Below are 16,455 nucleotides of genomic sequence, written 5' to 3'. Positions count from 1 at the left end.
TCCCAATGGATAGAGATCGAATGAAGAACTCGGTCGGCGGTGTTCCGTTGCGGAGCTGCCCGTCACAGCCCCTTCGCGCGGCGGTCACCTGCCAGCCCGAACACGGCGACCGTTGTGGAGCTTACCGAAGGCAGAATGACGGCGGAATGACTTTGTCCGGGGAATGCTCAGCTTCATCGCGCTGTCCCGGTTCCCTAATGCACTGCGACATTCACATTCCTCACCGAGGCGTGAGTAGGCGCCGTCACGTTCCACATTATGCTTCTCACTTCCGTTCGCGACTGGCCGTCCACAGGTTCCTCGCGTCTGGCCATTCGCGATCCGTCCAACGACAAGCGCAGCCCGGCCTGCGTGGTTGGGAAGCGCCTCACAAGGCATGAGGGAGCGAACGACGATGGCCACCTATCACAGCAATGTCGCCGCACATGTTCGGCCTGCCGACGAGGTCGCGGCCGAGATCACGATTCGGACGATCGACTTTTCGAGTCTCATGCGCGCGCTGCGGCTCGGCTGGGATGATTTCAAGGCTGTTCCAAGCCACGCCGTGATGCTGTGCGCGATCTATCCCGTGCTCGGCCTGGTGCTGGCGCGTGCCGTGTTCGGCTATGCGGTGCTGCCGCTGCTATTCCCGCTCGCGGCCGGCTTTGCGCTGCTCGGCCCGTTCGCCGCACTCGGTTTGTATGAGCTCTCGAGCCGCCGCGATCGCGGCGAGGACGCGAGCGCCTGGGATGCGTTCGAGGTGCTGCGCTCGCCCTCGTTCGGCTCGATGCTCGGGCTGGGGACATTGCTGCTGGCGCTGTTCGTGACCTGGGTGGCGACGGCGCAGGCGATCTATGTCGCGGTGTTCGGCTATGGCGGCGCCGCGGGTGTGAGCGATTTCGTTCAGCGCGTCTTCACCACGCCGCAAGGATGGTGGCTGATGGCGGTCGGCTGCGGCGCCGGCTTCCTGTTCGCGCTGCTGGCGCTGTGCCTGAGCATCGTCTCCTTCCCGCTGATGCTCGACCGTCACGCCGGCGCGCTCGAAGCCGTGGTGACCTCGCTGCGCGTGGTTGCGAAGAACCCGGTCGCCGTCGCCACCTGGGGCCTCATCGTCGCCGTGCTGCTGGTCGCGGGTACGCTCCCATTCTTCCTCGGCTTGGCCGTTGTCATCCCCGTGCTCGGCCATGCCACCTGGCATCTCTACCGCGAGGCGATTGCGATCCATCCGGATGCCGCCAGGATCGCTCCCCCGGCGCCACGCCCGTCGAAGCCGGCTGCCGATTTCCCGGCCAATCTCTTCCCGTGGCGCTCGCGTGACCAGATGTGAGGATGATTCGATGGAAGGACTGATGCCGCCGGCCTTCGGACCGGCGGCGATGTTACGAAATGAAACGACGACGGCCGGAGGCTCGGTGGCAGCTCACGAAATCCGACGTCAACGTGATCGGGCGGCCTTGTTGCTGCCGCGGTTGCGCCCGACATGGAGCAAGTCCCCGCTCCTATTTGATGTCATTGCCGTCCAGGTGTTTCGATGACCGTCCGCATTCTATCTGCTTCCGCCTGCCTCGCCGCCCTGCTCACCGTCTCCTCTCCAGCAAACGCAGCCGTTCCCTGCGGCACAGGCAACTTCGACGGCTGGCTCGGTGAGTTCAAGACCGAGGCCGCGGCCAAGGGCATCTCGCAGAACGCGATCAACGCGGCTCTCTCGGGGCTCACGCCCGACCAGAGCGTGCTCAACCGCGACAAGAGCCAGAAGGTGTTCAGCCAGACGTTCGAGGAATTCTCCGGCCGGATGGTGCCGCCGCGCCTGACCCGCGGCTCGAACATGCTCAAGCAATACGGCTCGGTGCTGTCCCGGATCGAGCAGGCCTATGGCGTGCCCGGCGAGGTGCTGGTCGCCATCTGGGGGCTGGAGACCGATTTCGGCGTCAATGTCGGAAAATTCCCCACGATTCGAGCGCTCGCGACACTGGCCTATGACTGCCGCCGCGCCGAGCAGTTCCGGGGCGAACTGCTGGACGCACTACGGATCGTCGACCGCGGCGACCTGCAGCCGGCCGAGATGCGCGGCGCCTGGGCCGGCGAGATCGGGCAGACGCAGTTCATGCCGTCATCCTGGATCAAATATGCGGTCGATTTCGACGGCAACGGCAAGCGCGACCTGATCCGCAGCGCGCCGGACGTGCTCGCTTCCACCGCCAACTATCTGAAGGGCTATGGCTGGCAGAAGGGCAAGGATTGGGAGCCCGGCAGTCCCAATTTTGCGGTGATCCAGCAGTGGAACAAGAGCGAGGTCTATGCGCGGACGATCGCGACCTTCGCGACCCAGCTGGCGCGCGCGCCATAGGCCGGAGAGAGTAACGGCCGATCGCGGGATGCGACCGGCCGCTGGTGAATGATGGAGAGACTACCGCGCTTACTTGATCATTCCGGCCTGCATCGCCTTGGTCAGATGCATGCTGCACGCGCCCATCTTGCCGCTGAGCAGCGCATCCTGGGCCGCCGCGATCTCCCGCTGCGCCGTAAACCGGGCGTCGCCATCCGCCATGGCCTCGATCGCCGTCTCGGTCTTTTCCAGATTGGCCCCGCTGCAGCCGGCGCCGTTCATCCTCGCCGCCTGAACCGGTCCAATCGCAACAACTGCCGCAGTGACGAGCGCGGCCCCCAACAGTTTGCTGTTCATTGTTCTTCCTCGCTGGTGCGACGACGTCGGCATCATCGCCGACAACCGCGACACTTTGTCGCACTCAGCCGACCTGCGCGCGAAATGAAATCCCTGAGAGCGCGCCGTGAACGAGAACTTGTTTTCAGGGTCGCTCCACAAACACTGAATTATAGTTCATCAGCGAAAGTCAGGCACGCAGAGCGACGCTCGCCACAAAGCCTTCGCACCGCACAACATGGCTCACGGCCGGATTTTTTGATCAGCTCGATCGAACGACCGATCGAATTATCCTATGAATACAGGAGTTTTACGGGAGAATAGCGTGGCGCTTGGCAGCCCTGCCCGATTCTTACCCGAGCGTTACTGAAGCTATGCGCCAACGGTTTAGCTGCATCGCAACATCAGCGCTTCCGCATCGCAACAATCTCTTCTATGTTCATTTCAACGATGAGGTTCCAACGAAGAACTGAATCGCGAACTAAAGGAGATTTCTCATGTTGCTCTCGCTCATCCGCATGGTTCAGGCGTTCCGTGAGTATCAGCGCAACGTTGCCGAGCTGTCGCAGCTCAGCGATCGCGAGCTCGCCGACATCGGTCTCGACCGTTCGGACATTCCGCGCGTTGCCGCTGGTCACTACAACGGCTGATCAGCCATCTTCCGATCTCGACCGGACATCGCCCGCCTCGCTGCGGGCGTTGCCGTTTTTGGGCCCGCCTGTCCCTGCCACACGCGGCCGGTTTCTCGCGCCGCCTCTCACTCGCGCATTTGCACCGGTCGGGAAAAGCGTTACCTGTCCCGCGATGACAGGGACCAAATCACCTTTGAATATCGTTCACGTGATCGGCGCGGGCCTCGCTGGCTCTGAAGCCGCGTGGCAGCTCGCCGAGGCCGGCATCGACGTCGTCCTGCACGAGATGCGGCCGGAGCGCATGACCGAGGCGCACCGCACCGCGACGCCTGCCGAGCTCGTGTGCTCGAACTCCTTCCGCTCCGACGATGCCGCCAACAACGCCGTCGGGCTACTGCACGCCGAGATGCGCCGGCTCGGCTCGCTGATCATGCGGGCGGCTGACGCCAATCAGGTCCCCGCCGGTGGTGCGCTGGCTGTCGATCGCGACGGCTTCTCGGCGGCCGTTGCAAGCGCCCTGGAAGCCCATCCACGGATCGACCTGCGCCGTGGCGAGGTCACCGGCCTGCCGCCCGACGAATGGACCAACGTCATCATCGCCACCGGCCCGCTCACCTCGCAGTCCCTGGCCGAGGCGATCCGCGGGCTGACCGATGAGAGCGCGCTCGCCTTCTTCGACGCCATCGCGCCGATCGTGCACAAGGACACGATCGACATGTCCCAGGCTTGGTTCCAGTCGCGCTACGACAAGGTCGGTCCCGGTGGCACGGGCGCCGACTACATCAACTGCCCGATGACAAGGGAGCAGTACGACGCGTTCGTCGGCGCGCTGCTCGCCGGCGAGAAGACCGACTTCAAGGAATGGGAGACCAACACGCCCTACTTCGACGGCTGCCTGCCGATCGAGGTGATGGCCGAGCGCGGCCACGAGACGCTGCGGCATGGCCCGATGAAGCCGGTCGGCCTGACCAATCCGCACAATCCGACCGTGAAGCCCTACGCCATCGTGCAGCTGCGCCAAGACAACAAGCTCGGCACGCTCTACAACATGGTCGGCTTCCAGACGAAGCTGAAATATGGCCCGCAGCAGCAGATCTTCCGCACCATTCCGGGCCTTGAGAATGCGGAGTTCGCGCGGCTCGGCGGCCTGCACCGCAACACCTTCCTCAACTCGCCAAAATTGCTCGACCAGCAGCTGCGCCTGCGCGCGCAGCCGCGGCTGCGCTTCGCGGGACAGATGACGGGCTGCGAGGGATACGTGGAGTCCGCAAGCATCGGCCTCATCGCCGGCCTGTACGCCGCGGCCGAGGCACGTGGCGCAAGCCTCGCCGCGCCGCCGCCGACAACAGCGCTCGGCGCCCTGCTGGGCCACATCACGGGCGGCCATATCGAGACGATCGACGGCGCGACGCGGTCTTTCCAGCCGATGAACATCAACTTCGGCCTGTTCCCGCCGTTGACGGTGGCTCCGACCAGGAAGCCCGACGGCACGCGGCTCAAAGGCAATGAGAAGACGGTCGCCAAGAAGCAGGCGATGAGCGCCCGGGCGCTGGCGGATCTCGACCGCTGGATCGCCGAGCATCTGCGCGTCGCGGCCGCTGCGTGAGATCGCGATGAGCCTGCCGAAGACCGACTCCGCCCTGCTGGCTTCGCGCTGGAGCGAGGGCGTGCTGCTCAAGCGCGACGTGTTCTCCACCGTCGAGCGCGGCCGCTTCAAGAGCGACACCGGCGAGGTCGACGCCGTGCTGCGCCGTCTCGACGAGGTGCCGTGGTGGTCCTTCGTGCTGGCCCGCCATCTGTTCGCACGGGAGCGCAAGGCGCTCGCCCGCGCCAAGGGCCTCAACGCCGGCCCGGACCTGCTGTGGGCCGGAGATCGCGCGCTGGTGCGAGGCTTCATCAATGGCGTGGCGCTGCATCTGGCCAAGCCGCACGGCAACGTGGCCTACTTCCGCTCGGCTAAGCAGATGATGCGCCGGCTGCACCGCGCAGGGATCACGCACAACGACCTCGCCAAGGAGCAGAACTGGCTCGTCGGCCATGACGGCCATTGCTACGTCACCGACTTCCAGCTCGCGGCCTGCTTCGACAAGCGCAGCCGGCTGTTTCGGATCGCGGCCTATGAGGACCTGCGCCATCTCCTCAAGCACAAGCGCACCTATGCGCCGGAGGCGCTAACGCCGAAGGAGCGCAAGATCCTGGCGCGCAAATCACTGTTCGCGCGCATCTGGCTGATGACCGGCAAGAAGGTCTATCGCGCGATCACCCGCGGCATCTTCAACTTCACCGACCGCGAAGGCGGTGGGCGACGGCTCGTCAACGATGCCCCGGTGCTGATGGAGATGATCCGCAAGAACCCCGACGTACGGGACGCCGCCATCGTTGCCTTTGCCGACCGCCGCACCGGCGTCGGTCTCTATGCCTTCGTCGAGGCGGAACAGGCTGCCCTCGAGACTCAATTGCAAACCGAGCTGGCCTCCGCCAAAGGCCCGAAGCCGCCGGAGCATATTCAGGTGGTGCACGCCCTGCCGCGCGACGCCAGCGGACGGCCGCGCACCGAGCTGCTGCAGCTGGTCGCGATGAACCAGATCGACCTGATCGAGCCGATGATCACGAGCGACAGCGACCGCGCCTTCCTCAAGGACATCCTGGACTCGCGCAAGAACCTGCGCGACCGATTCAATTTCGAGGCGGACTTGAAGCTGCCGTCGACGTGAGCGCACGAGACTTCGAAGACCGCCCGCGCTAGTCTGCGTGGGCCGCAGGATCGATCGGGAGGACTCGCCATGAACGTTGAAACCCACGTCTCTGAAGCCTCCCGGCCAACGTCCATCGAGATCGTTCCGATGGGCGCGCAGCTCGGCGCCGAGATCCGCAACGTCGATCTCCGGCATCTCGACGATCAGGCGTTCGCGTCTCTGCTCCGCGCCTTCCACGACCATTCCGTGCTGCTGGTGCGCGGCCAGAGCCTGAGCGATCAGGACCTGATCGCCTTCAGCCGCCGCTTCGGCGAACTGGACTTTGCGCCGATCCAGGAAAACGGCCGCCGCTTCGTCGACGGCTTGCCCGAGATCTACATCGTCTCGAATGTGAAGGTGAACGGCCAGGCGATCGGCAGCCTAGGAGCGGGCGAAGCCGTCTGGCACACGGACATGTCCTATCTCGACACGCCCCCGATCGCGAGCGCGCTATATGCCCTGGAGATCCCGCCCGTCGGCGGCAACACCTCGTTCTGCAGCATGTACGCGGTGTACGACGCGCTTCCTGCTGATCTGAAGCGCCGGATTGCCGATCTCAAGATCAAGCACGACGGCACCTACAACAGCGGCGGCTTCGTGCGCCAGGGCGTGACGCCGACGGATGATCCGCGCACCTCCCCCGGCGCTGTTCATCCGCTGGTCTGCACACATCCCGAGTCCGGTCGGCAGATGCTCTATCTCGGCCGCCGGCGCAACGCGTATCTGGTCGGACTCGAGCTCGCCGACTCTGAAGCGCTGCTCGACGAGCTCTGGAGCTATGTCGCGCGGCCCGCATTCGCCTGGGAGCATGTGTGGAAGGTCGGCGATCTCGTCATCTGGGACAATCGCTGCACGATGCATCGGCGCGATCCGTTCGATGATCATGCGAGGCGAATCATGCACCGGACTCAGATCAAGGGAACTCAACGGCCGCACTGATTCGTTCGCAAGGCGGATGCGCCTGTCTGAGCAGCATAATGCCTGCGACTGAGTCGCAAGTTGCTCGATATTTCTCCGCGCGATGCCTTGAAGAGTCCAACTTCCGACTCACTGCGGCAGAGTGTGCCGACAATCGGCAGATCGTGCCGCGATCCTTCCGCGAATTGCCTCCGAGCCGAAACAACCCCGACAAATTACCGTGGTTGATTGGCAGCGCTGGTGAAACTTGGGAGACGACGCACGTGAGTCACAGAAGCAACGTTGCTCGAAGCGCCGAAAGCAGCCTCGTCCAGGTGCTCCCGACCGGAAAGGCGCTCGGTGCCGAGGTCTGCCATGTCGACCTCCGATCCTTCGACGACTGGGCGTTCGCCTCCTTCATGCGCGCGCTGCTCAAGCATCAGGTGCTGCTCGTGCGCGGCCAGCGTCTCACCGAGCGCGATATCGCCGCGTTCAGCCGGCGCTTCGGCCATGCCGATCTACACTATACGTCCCCTGGCGCGATGTTCGGCGACAGCCTGTCCTTCTGCAGCCTTTACGCGGCCTATGACGCGCTGTCGCCGGCGCTGCGCAGCCGCGTCGCGCATCTCAAGGTTCGGCATCGCACGATCGATATGGCCGACGACGGCCGCCGCACCATCGTTGCAGGCCCGGTGCACCCGCTGGTCGGCCTGCATGCCGACACCGGCCGATCGATGCTGGCGCTCGGCCAGCGCAGACATTCCTATGTCGTCGGCCTGGAGCAGGACGAATCCGACGCGCTGCTCGATGACCTCTGGCAGCTCGCCGAACGTCCCGAGTTCAGCTGGACACACACCTGCCGCGGCGGCGATCTCATCGTGTGGGACACGCGTTGCACGATCCACCGCCACGAGGCGCCGGACATGCCGCGGCTGCTGCACAGCCCGCCGCTCTGGAGCGCGATGCCGATCGCCTGAGGCGGCGACGCATCAACGCGCGCGAAAGCTGGCCGTTCTGGCCGCGCGCCACAGCGTCCAGAGCGTCGCAAGACGCGAGCGCGGCTGCGGCTGGAACGGATCATTCGACTCGCGTTCGGCGCGCGCCAGATCGCGCCGGACGAGCGCAAGCGGCAACAGCGCGGGCCTCACCGCGGATGGTGCGTCGCTCGCCAGTTGCAGGGTGTGATCGAGATGCTGCCGCGCCTGCTCGCGCAGATCAGCGAGCATCGCCATGATGCCCGGCGTGGCCGTGGCCGCGAACATCTCCTCCTGGCTCACCCGATGCCGAGTGAGCAGATCGAGCGGGATATAGAGCTGCCGGTGCGCGGCATCCCGCGGTAACGACGCGATCACCTGCAGAATCCCGAGCGCAATGCCGGCGTGGTGCGCCAGATGATCCGCGCCCTCGAACGGCGGCGCCATGATCTGGGCGGCACACGCAAACAGCGTTCCGCGCGTGTCGCCGAGATAGCCATCAAGCGCGGCCATGGTCGGCATCGGATCGTTGTAGAGGTCGAACTGATGCTCATCCACCAGGCGCGTCAGCCGATCGACCGGAAGCGCAAAGCGCTGCACCGTCAGCAGCAGCTCGGCAGCAACAGGATTGCCTTCGACGCCGCCATGCTCGTCCCCCGTCAAAGTGTCGTGCCACCATTGCAGGCGCACCTCGCCCGGCAGCGGCTGCGAGACGACATCGCGGATCCGGCTGATCTCAACGTTGAAAGCATAGAGCGACAGCAGCGCACGCCGGACCTCCGCCGTGACGAACAGCGTCGAAGCATAAAGGTCGAAATCATGCTCGCGGACGAGGCCCGCGCAGAACGCGGCGTCGTTCGAGGCGTTCGGCTCGCTCATGGCACGGCAATGAGCGCGGCCGCAACCCGCCGTCGCTCGCCGATCATGACGTTGTAGGTGCGGATCGCAGGTCCCGTCTGCATCGCGTCGAGCACGACGCCGACATTGCGCAATGCGGTCCGCAACGCGGCCGGCGGAATCCAGACTTCATTTCCGGTGCCGACGATCAAGGTATCGATCTTGTTCGCCGCATCGAACACGCGCTGAAGAGAATAGCGGTCGATGTGGCTTGGCTGGGTGACGTCCCAGGCCCAGATCGAATCCGGCAGGCACAGCAGCGAGCCGCGATGCGACATGTCGGCAAATGCGAAGCCGCCCTTGCCATAGCCGTCGATCGGCGCGGACCGCGGAAAGTGGGGTGTGTCGTTCGCAGTGGCCATGTCCGAGATCAACTTGCTGCCTCTGGATATGATCCAAAGGCAGCCTCCTTCGAATCACGGGGTTTTCTTTTTCGCCGCCGGCTTGTCGTCCTGCGCCTCGGCGCGCATCGCGTGCACGCCGAGATAGATCAGGATCGGAGACGCGATGAAGATCGAGGTGTAGGTGCCGACCAGCACGACGCCGAACATCATGACCGCCGTGAAGCTGTGGATCGCCGGACCGCCGAACAGCAGCAGTGCCAGCAAGGCGAGCGTCACCGTGACGTGGGTGATGATCGAGCGCGACAAGGTCGAGTTGATCGACTCGTTGAGGAGCTGCGGCATCGGCATCTTCTTGTAGCGCCTGAGCATCTCGCGGATACGGTCGTAGATGACGACGGTATCGTTCAGCGAATAGCCGAGAATGGTCAGCAGCGCCGCGATGCTGGTGAGGTCGAAATCGACCTGGCTGATCGACATGAAGCCGATCGTCAGCACGATGTCGTGGACGTTGGCGATCATGGCGCCGAGCGCGAACTGCCACTCGAACCGGAACCACAGATAGATCAGGATCGAGACGATCGCGAGCATCAGGCCGAGCATGCCGACGGCGAGGAATTCGCCGGACACGCGGGGACCCACAACCTCGACGCGGCGATACTCGACGGAATCGCCGATCGCTTCCTTGACCTTGTTGGCGGCTTCCTGCTGCGCGATGTCGCCGCCGGGCTGCTCCGCCACGCGGATCAGCACCCCTTCAGGACCGCCGAACTGCTGCAACTGCACTTCGCCCAGACCAAGCGTCGACAGTTTCGCGCGCATTCCCGCGATATCGGCAGTGCCCGACTTCGCCCGCACCTCGAGCAGGCTGCCGCCGCGGAAGTCGATGCCGAGATTGAGGCCGTGCGTGAAGAACAGCACGATGGCCAGGATCGACAGCGCCGCCGAGATCGGGAAGCTGATGCGCCGGAACTGCGTGAAGTCGAAATGCGTGTCGTCGGGAACGATGCGCAGCGACGGCAGCAGGCCGAGCGCGCTGACCACCGTCAGCACCGCGATCAGGATGCCAAGCCCGATGAGAACCCAGTGTGTCACTTTAGCTCCTAGATTGGCACGCTTTGCGGCCGCTTCCACCGCACCCACCACGCGACGATCAGACGGGTCAGCGTGAAGGCGGTGAAGACCGTGGTGAGGATGCCGATGCCGAGCGTCACGGCAAAGCCGCGCACCGGGCCGGTGCCGATGTAGAACAGCACGGCGGCGGCGATGAAGGTGGTGATGTTGGAGTCGAGAATGGTCGCCAGCGCGCGCTTGAAGCCGGCATCGATCGCCGAGATCGCATTGCGGCCGCCGCGCAGCTCCTCGCGGATGCGCTCATAGATCAGCACGTTCGAGTCGACCGCGATGCCGACGGTGAGAACGATGCCGGCGATGCCCGGCAAGGTCAGCGTCGCATTCAAGAGCGACAGCACGCCGAAGATCATCGCGACGTTGACGACCACGGCGATGTTGGCGAACACGCCGAACAGCCGGTAGGTCACCAGCATGAACACGATGACGAGGATCGAGCCGACATAGGAGGCGAGCTCGCCCTTGGCGATCGAATCCGCGCCGAGACCTGGGCCGACGGTGCGCTCCTCGATGACCGTGAGCGGCGCCGGCAACGCGCCGGCGCGCAGCAGGATGGCCAGCTCGTTGGCCGACTGCACGGTGAAATTGCCGGAGATCTGGCCCGAGCCGCCGGGTGATCGGCTCGCGGATGACGGGCGCCGAGATCACCTTGTTGTCGAGCACGATCGCAAACGGCTGGCCGACATTCTCGGTCGTCGCCTGCGCGAACTTGCGCGCGCCGGCCGAGTTGAAGCGGAACGAGACGATCGGCTCGTTGGTGCGCTGGTCGAAGCCGGTCTGCGCGTCGGAGAGATCTCCGCCGGAGACGAGCACCTGCTTCTTCACGACATAGGGCTGGTTTGGCGGCGAGGCGCTCTGCAGCACCTCGGAGTCCGGCGGCACCCGCCCCTGCAGCGCCTGCTCGGGCGACACCGTGGTGTCGACCATGCGGAATTCCATCTTGGCGGTCCGGCCGAGCAGGTTCTTTAGCTCGGTCGGATCCTGCAATCCCGGCACCTGCACCAGGATGCGGTCGGTGCCTTGGCGCTGAATGACGGGCTCGACAGTACCGAGTTCGTTGATGCGGCGCTCGACGATCTGGATCGACTGCTCGATGGTCTGGCGCACGCGCTCGGTGATCGCGGCCTGCGGGATCGTCAGCCGGATCAGGCCGTTGCCGGCGTCGCTGACCTCAAGGCTGCGCTGGCCGCTGGAGCCCAGGAGGCCGCCGAGCGGCTGCGAGAGATCGCGCAGCTTGGACAGCGCGGTCGGAACGTCGGTGTCCTTGGTGATGCGCACCTCGACGCCATCGCCCTTGCTCGCCAATCCGGTGTAGCCGATCTTGGCATCGCGCAAGGTGCGGCGCACATCGTCGCGCACCGCATCGAGCCGCTCCTTCTTGACGTAGTTGGAGTCGACCTCGAGCAGCAGATACGAGCCGCCCTGCAGGTCGAGACCGAGAACGATGTGGCGCTGCGCCCAGGCGGGCCAGGTCTTGACGGTCGCTTCGGGGAAGAAGTTGGGCACCGCGCACAGGCACACCACGAGCGCCGTGAGAATGATGCCCAGCGCCTTCCACCGCGTGAAATACAACATGAGAGGTGTCCGTAAGGGCCGAAAGCCGGCCCGGGGAAATCAGAATCCGACAGAGGCCGGCGTGACTCCAGCCAAGCCGAGATCAGCTCGCCGCCTTCTCGTCCTTCGCGTCAGTCTTCGAATCCGCCTTGGCCGGCTCGCCCTTGGTGCGGACGCCGGTGATCATCTGGCGCATCTGCCGGACGCGGACGCCGTCGGCGATCTCGAACTCGACCTGGTCGTCGTCGACGACCTTGGTGACCTTGCCGACCAGACCGCCCTGCGTGACGATGGTGTCGCCGCGGCGGACGTTCTTGACGAGATCGGCGTGCTCTTTGACCTTCTTCTGCTGCGGCCGCAGGATCAGGAAGTACATGATCACGAAGATCAGCGCGAACGGCAGCAGCGACATCAGCATGCTGTTGGTGTCGCCAGCGCCGGCGGCCTGGGCATAGGCAGGGGTAATCAGCATGCGGTCGATCCTCGTGGGCCGTTGCCCGGTGAGACGGAAATAGCCGGCGAACCACGCATTCTGTTGGCGCGGGCCGGCCTCTTGCGAATTTCGCGCGGAATATAGCGGCCGCGGTCCCAATAGCAAGGCGCACCGCCCCTTGATTTCGCCCCGCTTGCGGCGGCCGACGCGGCCCGATATGGCTGCCCCATCAGGAACTTGCAGATGTCGAAAAAACCAGCCAAAGCCCCGCCCCGCCCCGCCCCGAAAGCTGCTCCCAAACCCGCCGCCAAAGGCTCCGCACCCGCGGTGCAAAAGCCGTCGAAGGTCGCGGCAAAACGTCCCGCCGGCCCTGCGCCCGACGACACGCCCGAGCGGATCGCCCGCGCGCTGGAAGCGATTGCAGCGCATCTGGCGGCAACTCAAACGAGTGCGAAGCCGGCGCTGGACTGGGATGCGGCCGACGCTTTCGTCTGGCATCCGGACGGCCGGCTCTCGACCGTGCCGCGCGTCAGCCGCGTCGAGATCGACCTGCTCAAGGGCATCGACCGGATGCGCGACATCCTGATCGAGAACACCGAGCGCTTCGCCAATGGCCTGCCCGCCAACAATGCCCTGCTGTGGGGCGCGCGTGGCATGGGCAAGTCGTCACTGGTGAAGGCCGCCCACGCCACCATCAATCTCGCGCGCAAGCCGGCCGACCGGCTCAAGCTGATCGAGATTCACCGCGAGGACATCGAGAGCCTGCCGGCGCTGATGGATATCCTGCGCGCCGCGCCCTTCCACTTCATCGTGTTCTGCGATGACCTGTCATTCGACGGCAATGATGCGTCCTACAAGTCGCTCAAGGCCGTGCTCGAAGGCGGCATCGAGGGCCGGCCCGAGAACGTCATTCTCTACGCGACCTCCAACCGCCGCCATCTGCTCGCGCGCGACATGATCGAGAACGAGCGCTCGACCGCGATCAATCCGGGCGAGGCCGTCGAGGAGAAGGTCTCGCTCTCCGACCGCTTCGGCCTGTGGCTCGGCTTCCACCGCTGCAGCCAGGACGAGTATCTCGCGATGGTCCGGGGTTATTGCAGCCATTTCAATATTGCAGTGGCCGATGACGAGCTGCAGCGCGAGGCGCTCGAATGGGCCACCACGCGCGGCTCCCGCTCCGGCCGCGTCGCCTGGCAGTTCACGCAGGACCTCGCCGGCCGGCTCGGGGTGCGGCTGACAACGCAAAAGGCCGCGCAGTAATCTGCGCGGCCTTCCGCTTCAACGATGATGGGCAGACGACACTCGGTCGTTACGCCCCGTTGAGGAATTGCAGCGGGTCAACCGGCGACGATCCCTTGCGGATCTCGAAGTGGAGCTGCGGCGATCCGACCTCTCCCGATTGACCCGACTTGGCAATGACCTGGCCGCGCTTGATCGGATCACCGCGCTTCACCATCAGCTCACTCGCATGGGCATATGCGGTGACATAGCCGTTGGAATGCCGCACCAGGACCAGGTTGCCATAACCCTTCAGCTCATTGCCGGCGTAGGCCACGACGCCGTCCTCGGCGGCCTTCACCGGGGTGCCCTCGGGCACGGCGATGTTGATGCCGTCATTGGACTTGCCGTTGGTCTTGGCGCCGTAGCTCGTGATCACCTTGCCGCGCGCCGGCCAGCGGAAGGTCGGCAGCGAGCTCGTGGTCTCGGCCGGACGCGCCGGCTCCTCTTCCTTCTCGGGCGCCGGATTGGCCTGCGCCAGCCGGGCGCTCTGCACCGGACCGGCGGCGGCCACTCGCGTGGTCGGCAGCGGCGCCGGCACGGTCGCAACCGCCTGGGGAACGGTTGCGACCGGAGCCACGGGCGCAGCAGCAGCGACCGCTGCGGGCTTGCCAGGGACGGTCAGCCTGGCACCGAGTTTCAGGGGCGACGCCTGGTCGAGATTGTTGGCGCGGGCGAGCTCGGCCGCCGTCACGTGATTCTGGCGCGCGATGCTGGCGAGCGTTTCGCCGCGATTGACGAAATGCACCGTGGACGGCGTCGCGGGCGCAACGGCGGCGACCGGCTTCGGCGCGACCATCGGCGCTGTGGCGGCAACCGGCTGCGCCGCCGGAGCGGCGGCAACCGCCCCTGCTCCCGGATGCGGGATGATCAGCTGCTGGCCAGGCGACAGCGCGCGCGGCCCCTTGTAGCCATTGGCGGCGAGGATCTCAGCCGGCGTCACGCGGTAGCGCTTGGCGAGGATGTCGAGCGTGTCGCTGGTGCCGACGATGATCTTGGTGCCGCCCGCCGGACGCGCGGCCGCGACCGAGCGCGGCGGCACGGCGCCGGTGGTCTCGAGCTGCGGCTGTGCCGGCGGCGCGTAGGAATGCGCCGGCTGCGCATAAGCCTGCGGTGCCGGTGCTGCCGGGATGGTCGCGGGCGGCGCATAGGATGCCACGCCGCGCCCGCCTCCGGACACGCCTCCGGCGCCACCGCCGGACGGATAAGACTGGGGCGCACCGACCGCGGGCGGCGGCAAGGCCGAGGACGAATAGGCCGGCGCCGGCGCAGGGGCCGGAGTGTATTGCTGCTGGCTATATTGCTGATGCTGCCGCGCCGGCTGCGCCGGCACCGATCCGGTGGAGTCGGAGGCAAACGGGTTGGAAAAGGGATTTTGCGTCTGGGACAGCCGCGTCGACATATCGGCGCTGCAGCCGGCGACGCCGAACGACATCAGCGCCAGCGCCGCAACCTGCGGCAGGCGGCGCGAGCGAAGCAACTCGACGGTAGCGGGCATGGTTACTCACTCGTACGCAACAAACAACGAATTCGAGTAAACACAGCCGCGGTAAATAAGCGCTTAAGCCGCGAATAAAGCGTTGGCGGACTTGCTGATCCGCTCGTTTAAAGTTCGCGCGCAATCCCCGGAATTGCCGGCACAAATCGCACGTCGACGAGCTCTTTTCGCTCGAAATGATCGCCGCTCCGGGTGACCTTCACGAGCGTCTGCACCCCGTGAGCGGGCCCAACAGGTGCGATCAGGATACCGTCGGGCTCCAGCCGGTCGAGCAGGCTCTGGGGAATCTCGTCCATCGCGGCCGTGACGATGATGCGGTCGAACTGGCCGCCGCCTGATGGCAGCGCATAGCCGTCGCCGAGCAGGACCTCGACATTGAAGCAGCTCAGCTTCTCCAACCGCTCCCGCGCCTTGTCGGCCAAGGTCCGGAATCGCTCCACCGTCAAGACGTGGGCGGTGAGCCGGGACAGCACCGCGGCCTGGTATCCCGAGCCGGTGCCGATCTCGAGCACGCGATGGGTCTTCTGTAGCTTCAGCTGCTCCGTCATATAGGCCACGACGAAGGGCTGGCTGATGGTCTGCCCACAGGCGATCGCCATGGCGCTGTCGCGATAGGCGTCCGGCCGGTCGGCCGGCATCACGAACTCCTCCCGCGGCACCTCCTCCATCGTCCGCAACACGGCCTGATCGCTGATCCCGCGGCGGCGCAGGGTCAGCTGAAACATCATCTTCTCGGGCGGAGGGGTCGGGGGCATCGCGCCGTTTCGGGTTGTTCGCCTCTAGACAATTTAGAGCATCGCCTGCGTGTTGCGCAGCGAATTCCTCACCACCGCGGCGACTACGGAGGACCGCTTCCGATCGCCGCCACAAAACCGTTCCGCGCAGGGAACCAGCGGCGACCGACGTCGTTCACCTTCCGGGACGATTTTGCCCACGCCGCGCGGACACAACGTGCCAAGGACGACGTTGTTGACGTTGCGTTGCGAGCGGTTATTTGCGAGCGTGACATTGGGTATGGGCAAGGACTGACATCATGACTGCACCGCGGCCGCCACGCGGCTCTGTGTTTCTGGTTGAAGACGAAGTCATGATCAGGATGATGGTGGCCGACATGCTCGAGGAGCTCGGCTACACCGTCGCGGCCGAGGCCGGCGAGATCGGCGAGGCGATGAAGCTCGCCGAGAGCACCTATTTCGACGTCGCTATCCTCGACGTCAACGTCAACGGCAAGGTGATCTCGCCGGTGGCCGACCTGATCAAGGCTCGCAATCGTCCCTTCATCTTCGCGACCGGCTATGGCTCGTCCGGCCTGCCGGAGGACTATCGCGACCGGCCTGCCCTGCAGAAGCCGTTTCAGCTGGAGACGCTGAGCAAGGCCATCGAGCACGCTCTGCGCAGCACCGAGCCGCAGGGCTAGAAAGCGGCTCTGCCAGAGGTTGGCCCG

16 protein-coding genes and 1 pseudogene are annotated in these 16,455 nt (G+C 65.4%); 9 read left to right on the top strand and 8 right to left on the bottom strand.

Annotated features, from left to right (window positions below; all coding sequences use genetic code 11):
- Positions 1 to 394 precede the first annotated feature (394 nt).
- Entirely contained in the window at positions 395 to 1,306 is a 912-nt protein-coding gene (locus tag ACVILH_RS23485; protein WP_456715004.1) for a DUF2189 domain-containing protein, read from the top strand.
- Between the two features lie 204 nt (positions 1,307 to 1,510).
- Positions 1,511 to 2,326 (top strand): lytic murein transglycosylase, encoded by an 816-nt coding sequence (locus tag ACVILH_RS23480; RefSeq protein ID WP_456715003.1) that lies wholly within the window; start codon positions 1,511 to 1,513, stop codon positions 2,324 to 2,326.
- Positions 2,327 to 2,395: 69 nt separating this feature from the next.
- On the opposite strand, the gene ACVILH_RS23475 is transcribed toward ACVILH_RS23480, so the two are convergent.
- Complete coding sequence (locus ACVILH_RS23475; protein ID WP_456715002.1) at positions 2,396 to 2,803, bottom strand: hypothetical protein; 408 nt, start codon at positions 2,801 to 2,803, stop codon at positions 2,396 to 2,398.
- A gap of 335 nt (positions 2,804 to 3,138) precedes the next feature.
- Here ACVILH_RS23475 and ACVILH_RS23470 point away from each other — a divergent pair, with 335 nt between their 5' ends.
- The 5 genes from ACVILH_RS23470 (at position 3,139) to ACVILH_RS23450 (ending at position 7,882) form a co-directional block, all read left to right on the top strand.
- Positions 3,139 to 3,291 carry a DUF1127 domain-containing protein gene (locus tag ACVILH_RS23470; RefSeq protein WP_006614327.1) on the top strand — a complete coding sequence of 51 codons (153 nt, stop codon included), beginning with the start codon at positions 3,139 to 3,141 and terminating at the stop codon, positions 3,289 to 3,291.
- A gap of 154 nt (positions 3,292 to 3,445) precedes the next feature.
- Positions 3,446 to 4,879 carry a methylenetetrahydrofolate--tRNA-(uracil(54)-C(5))-methyltransferase (FADH(2)-oxidizing) TrmFO gene (gene trmFO, locus ACVILH_RS23465; RefSeq protein ID WP_456715001.1) on the top strand — a complete coding sequence of 478 codons (1,434 nt, stop codon included), beginning with the start codon at positions 3,446 to 3,448 and terminating at the stop codon, positions 4,877 to 4,879.
- Positions 4,880 to 4,886: 7 nt separating this feature from the next.
- Positions 4,887 to 5,987: an AMP-binding enzyme gene (locus tag ACVILH_RS23460; RefSeq protein WP_456715000.1), complete on the top strand. Its 1,101-nt coding sequence runs from the start codon at positions 4,887 to 4,889 to the stop codon at positions 5,985 to 5,987.
- A gap of 69 nt (positions 5,988 to 6,056) precedes the next feature.
- Positions 6,057 to 6,947: a TauD/TfdA dioxygenase family protein gene (locus tag ACVILH_RS23455; protein WP_456714999.1), complete on the top strand. Its 891-nt coding sequence runs from the start codon at positions 6,057 to 6,059 to the stop codon at positions 6,945 to 6,947.
- Between the two features lie 242 nt (positions 6,948 to 7,189).
- On the top strand, positions 7,190 to 7,882 hold the full coding sequence (locus tag ACVILH_RS23450; protein ID WP_456714998.1) for a TauD/TfdA dioxygenase family protein: 693 nt from the start codon (positions 7,190 to 7,192) through the stop codon (positions 7,880 to 7,882).
- Positions 7,883 to 7,894: 12 nt separating this feature from the next.
- Here ACVILH_RS23450 and ACVILH_RS23445 read toward each other — a convergent pair whose 3' ends face one another.
- The 5 genes and pseudogenes from ACVILH_RS23445 to yajC all read right to left on the bottom strand — a co-directional run bounded on the left by ACVILH_RS23445 (position 7,895) and on the right by yajC (position 12,274).
- On the bottom strand, positions 7,895 to 8,758 hold the full coding sequence (locus tag ACVILH_RS23445; protein WP_456714997.1) for a phytoene/squalene synthase family protein: 864 nt from the start codon (positions 8,756 to 8,758) through the stop codon (positions 7,895 to 7,897).
- Complete coding sequence (locus ACVILH_RS23440) at positions 8,755 to 9,138, bottom strand: Mth938-like domain-containing protein (RefSeq protein ID WP_456714996.1); 384 nt, start codon at positions 9,136 to 9,138, stop codon at positions 8,755 to 8,757. Before ACVILH_RS23440 ends, ACVILH_RS23445 begins: the two co-directional genes overlap by 4 nt.
- A 54-nt stretch (positions 9,139 to 9,192) precedes the next feature.
- Positions 9,193 to 10,212 (bottom strand): protein translocase subunit SecF, encoded by a 1,020-nt coding sequence (gene secF, locus ACVILH_RS23435; RefSeq protein ID WP_456714995.1) that lies wholly within the window; start codon positions 10,210 to 10,212, stop codon positions 9,193 to 9,195.
- An 8-nt stretch (positions 10,213 to 10,220) separates the two neighbouring features.
- Positions 10,221 to 11,823 (bottom strand): annotated as a pseudogene (gene secD, locus ACVILH_RS23430) (protein translocase subunit SecD).
- A gap of 82 nt (positions 11,824 to 11,905) precedes the next feature.
- Positions 11,906 to 12,274: a preprotein translocase subunit YajC gene (gene yajC / locus ACVILH_RS23425; protein WP_456714994.1), complete on the bottom strand. Its 369-nt coding sequence runs from the start codon at positions 12,272 to 12,274 to the stop codon at positions 11,906 to 11,908.
- A gap of 204 nt (positions 12,275 to 12,478) precedes the next feature.
- Here yajC and ACVILH_RS23420 point away from each other — a divergent pair, with 204 nt between their 5' ends.
- Positions 12,479 to 13,495, top strand: coding sequence for an ATP-binding protein (locus ACVILH_RS23420; RefSeq protein WP_456714993.1), 1,017 nt, complete (start codon positions 12,479 to 12,481; stop codon positions 13,493 to 13,495).
- Positions 13,496 to 13,544: 49 nt separating this feature from the next.
- On the opposite strand, the gene ACVILH_RS23415 is transcribed toward ACVILH_RS23420, so the two are convergent.
- Both ACVILH_RS23415 and ACVILH_RS23410 read right to left on the bottom strand, forming a co-directional pair.
- Positions 13,545 to 15,011: a peptidoglycan DD-metalloendopeptidase family protein gene (locus ACVILH_RS23415; protein WP_456714992.1), complete on the bottom strand. Its 1,467-nt coding sequence runs from the start codon at positions 15,009 to 15,011 to the stop codon at positions 13,545 to 13,547.
- Positions 15,012 to 15,118: 107 nt separating this feature from the next.
- Positions 15,119 to 15,766 carry a protein-L-isoaspartate(D-aspartate) O-methyltransferase gene (locus tag ACVILH_RS23410; protein ID WP_456714991.1) on the bottom strand — a complete coding sequence of 216 codons (648 nt, stop codon included), beginning with the start codon at positions 15,764 to 15,766 and terminating at the stop codon, positions 15,119 to 15,121.
- A 278-nt stretch (positions 15,767 to 16,044) separates the two neighbouring features.
- On the opposite strand from ACVILH_RS23410, the gene ACVILH_RS23405 reads away from it, so the two are divergent.
- On the top strand, positions 16,045 to 16,428 hold the full coding sequence (locus ACVILH_RS23405) for a response regulator (protein WP_456714990.1): 384 nt from the start codon (positions 16,045 to 16,047) through the stop codon (positions 16,426 to 16,428).
- Positions 16,429 to 16,455: the final 27 nt, after the last annotated feature.

It is taken from the genome of Bradyrhizobium sp. USDA 4353, assembly GCF_054063215.1.
This window is presented reverse-complemented; position numbering and strand designations above follow the sequence as displayed.

Bases quoted from the DNA above. Each gene is read 5' to 3' on its own strand.
- ACVILH_RS23445 (WP_456714997.1), bottom strand. From the start codon at position 8,758: ATGAGCGAGCCGAACGCCTCGAACGACGCCGCGTTCTGCGCGGGCCTC.
- ACVILH_RS23480 (WP_456715003.1), top strand. From the start codon at position 1,511: ATGACCGTCCGCATTCTATCTGCTTCCGCCTGCCTCGCCGCCCTGCTC.
- ACVILH_RS23415 (WP_456714992.1), bottom strand. From the start codon at position 15,011: ATGCCCGCTACCGTCGAGTTGCTTCGCTCGCGCCGCCTGCCGCAGGTT.
- ACVILH_RS23470 (WP_006614327.1), top strand. From the start codon at position 3,139: ATGTTGCTCTCGCTCATCCGCATGGTTCAGGCGTTCCGTGAGTATCAG.
- ACVILH_RS23405 (WP_456714990.1), top strand. From the start codon at position 16,045: ATGACTGCACCGCGGCCGCCACGCGGCTCTGTGTTTCTGGTTGAAGAC.
- ACVILH_RS23420 (WP_456714993.1), top strand. From the start codon at position 12,479: ATGTCGAAAAAACCAGCCAAAGCCCCGCCCCGCCCCGCCCCGAAAGCT.
- ACVILH_RS23410 (WP_456714991.1), bottom strand. From the start codon at position 15,766: ATGCCCCCGACCCCTCCGCCCGAGAAGATGATGTTTCAGCTGACCCTG.
- yajC (WP_456714994.1), bottom strand. From the start codon at position 12,274: ATGCTGATTACCCCTGCCTATGCCCAGGCCGCCGGCGCTGGCGACACC.
- ACVILH_RS23455 (WP_456714999.1), top strand. From the start codon at position 6,057: ATGAACGTTGAAACCCACGTCTCTGAAGCCTCCCGGCCAACGTCCATC.
- ACVILH_RS23460 (WP_456715000.1), top strand. From the start codon at position 4,887: ATGAGCCTGCCGAAGACCGACTCCGCCCTGCTGGCTTCGCGCTGGAGC.
- ACVILH_RS23485 (WP_456715004.1), top strand. From the start codon at position 395: ATGGCCACCTATCACAGCAATGTCGCCGCACATGTTCGGCCTGCCGAC.
- ACVILH_RS23440 (WP_456714996.1), bottom strand. From the start codon at position 9,138: ATGGCCACTGCGAACGACACACCCCACTTTCCGCGGTCCGCGCCGATC.
- trmFO (WP_456715001.1), top strand. From the start codon at position 3,446: ATGACAGGGACCAAATCACCTTTGAATATCGTTCACGTGATCGGCGCG.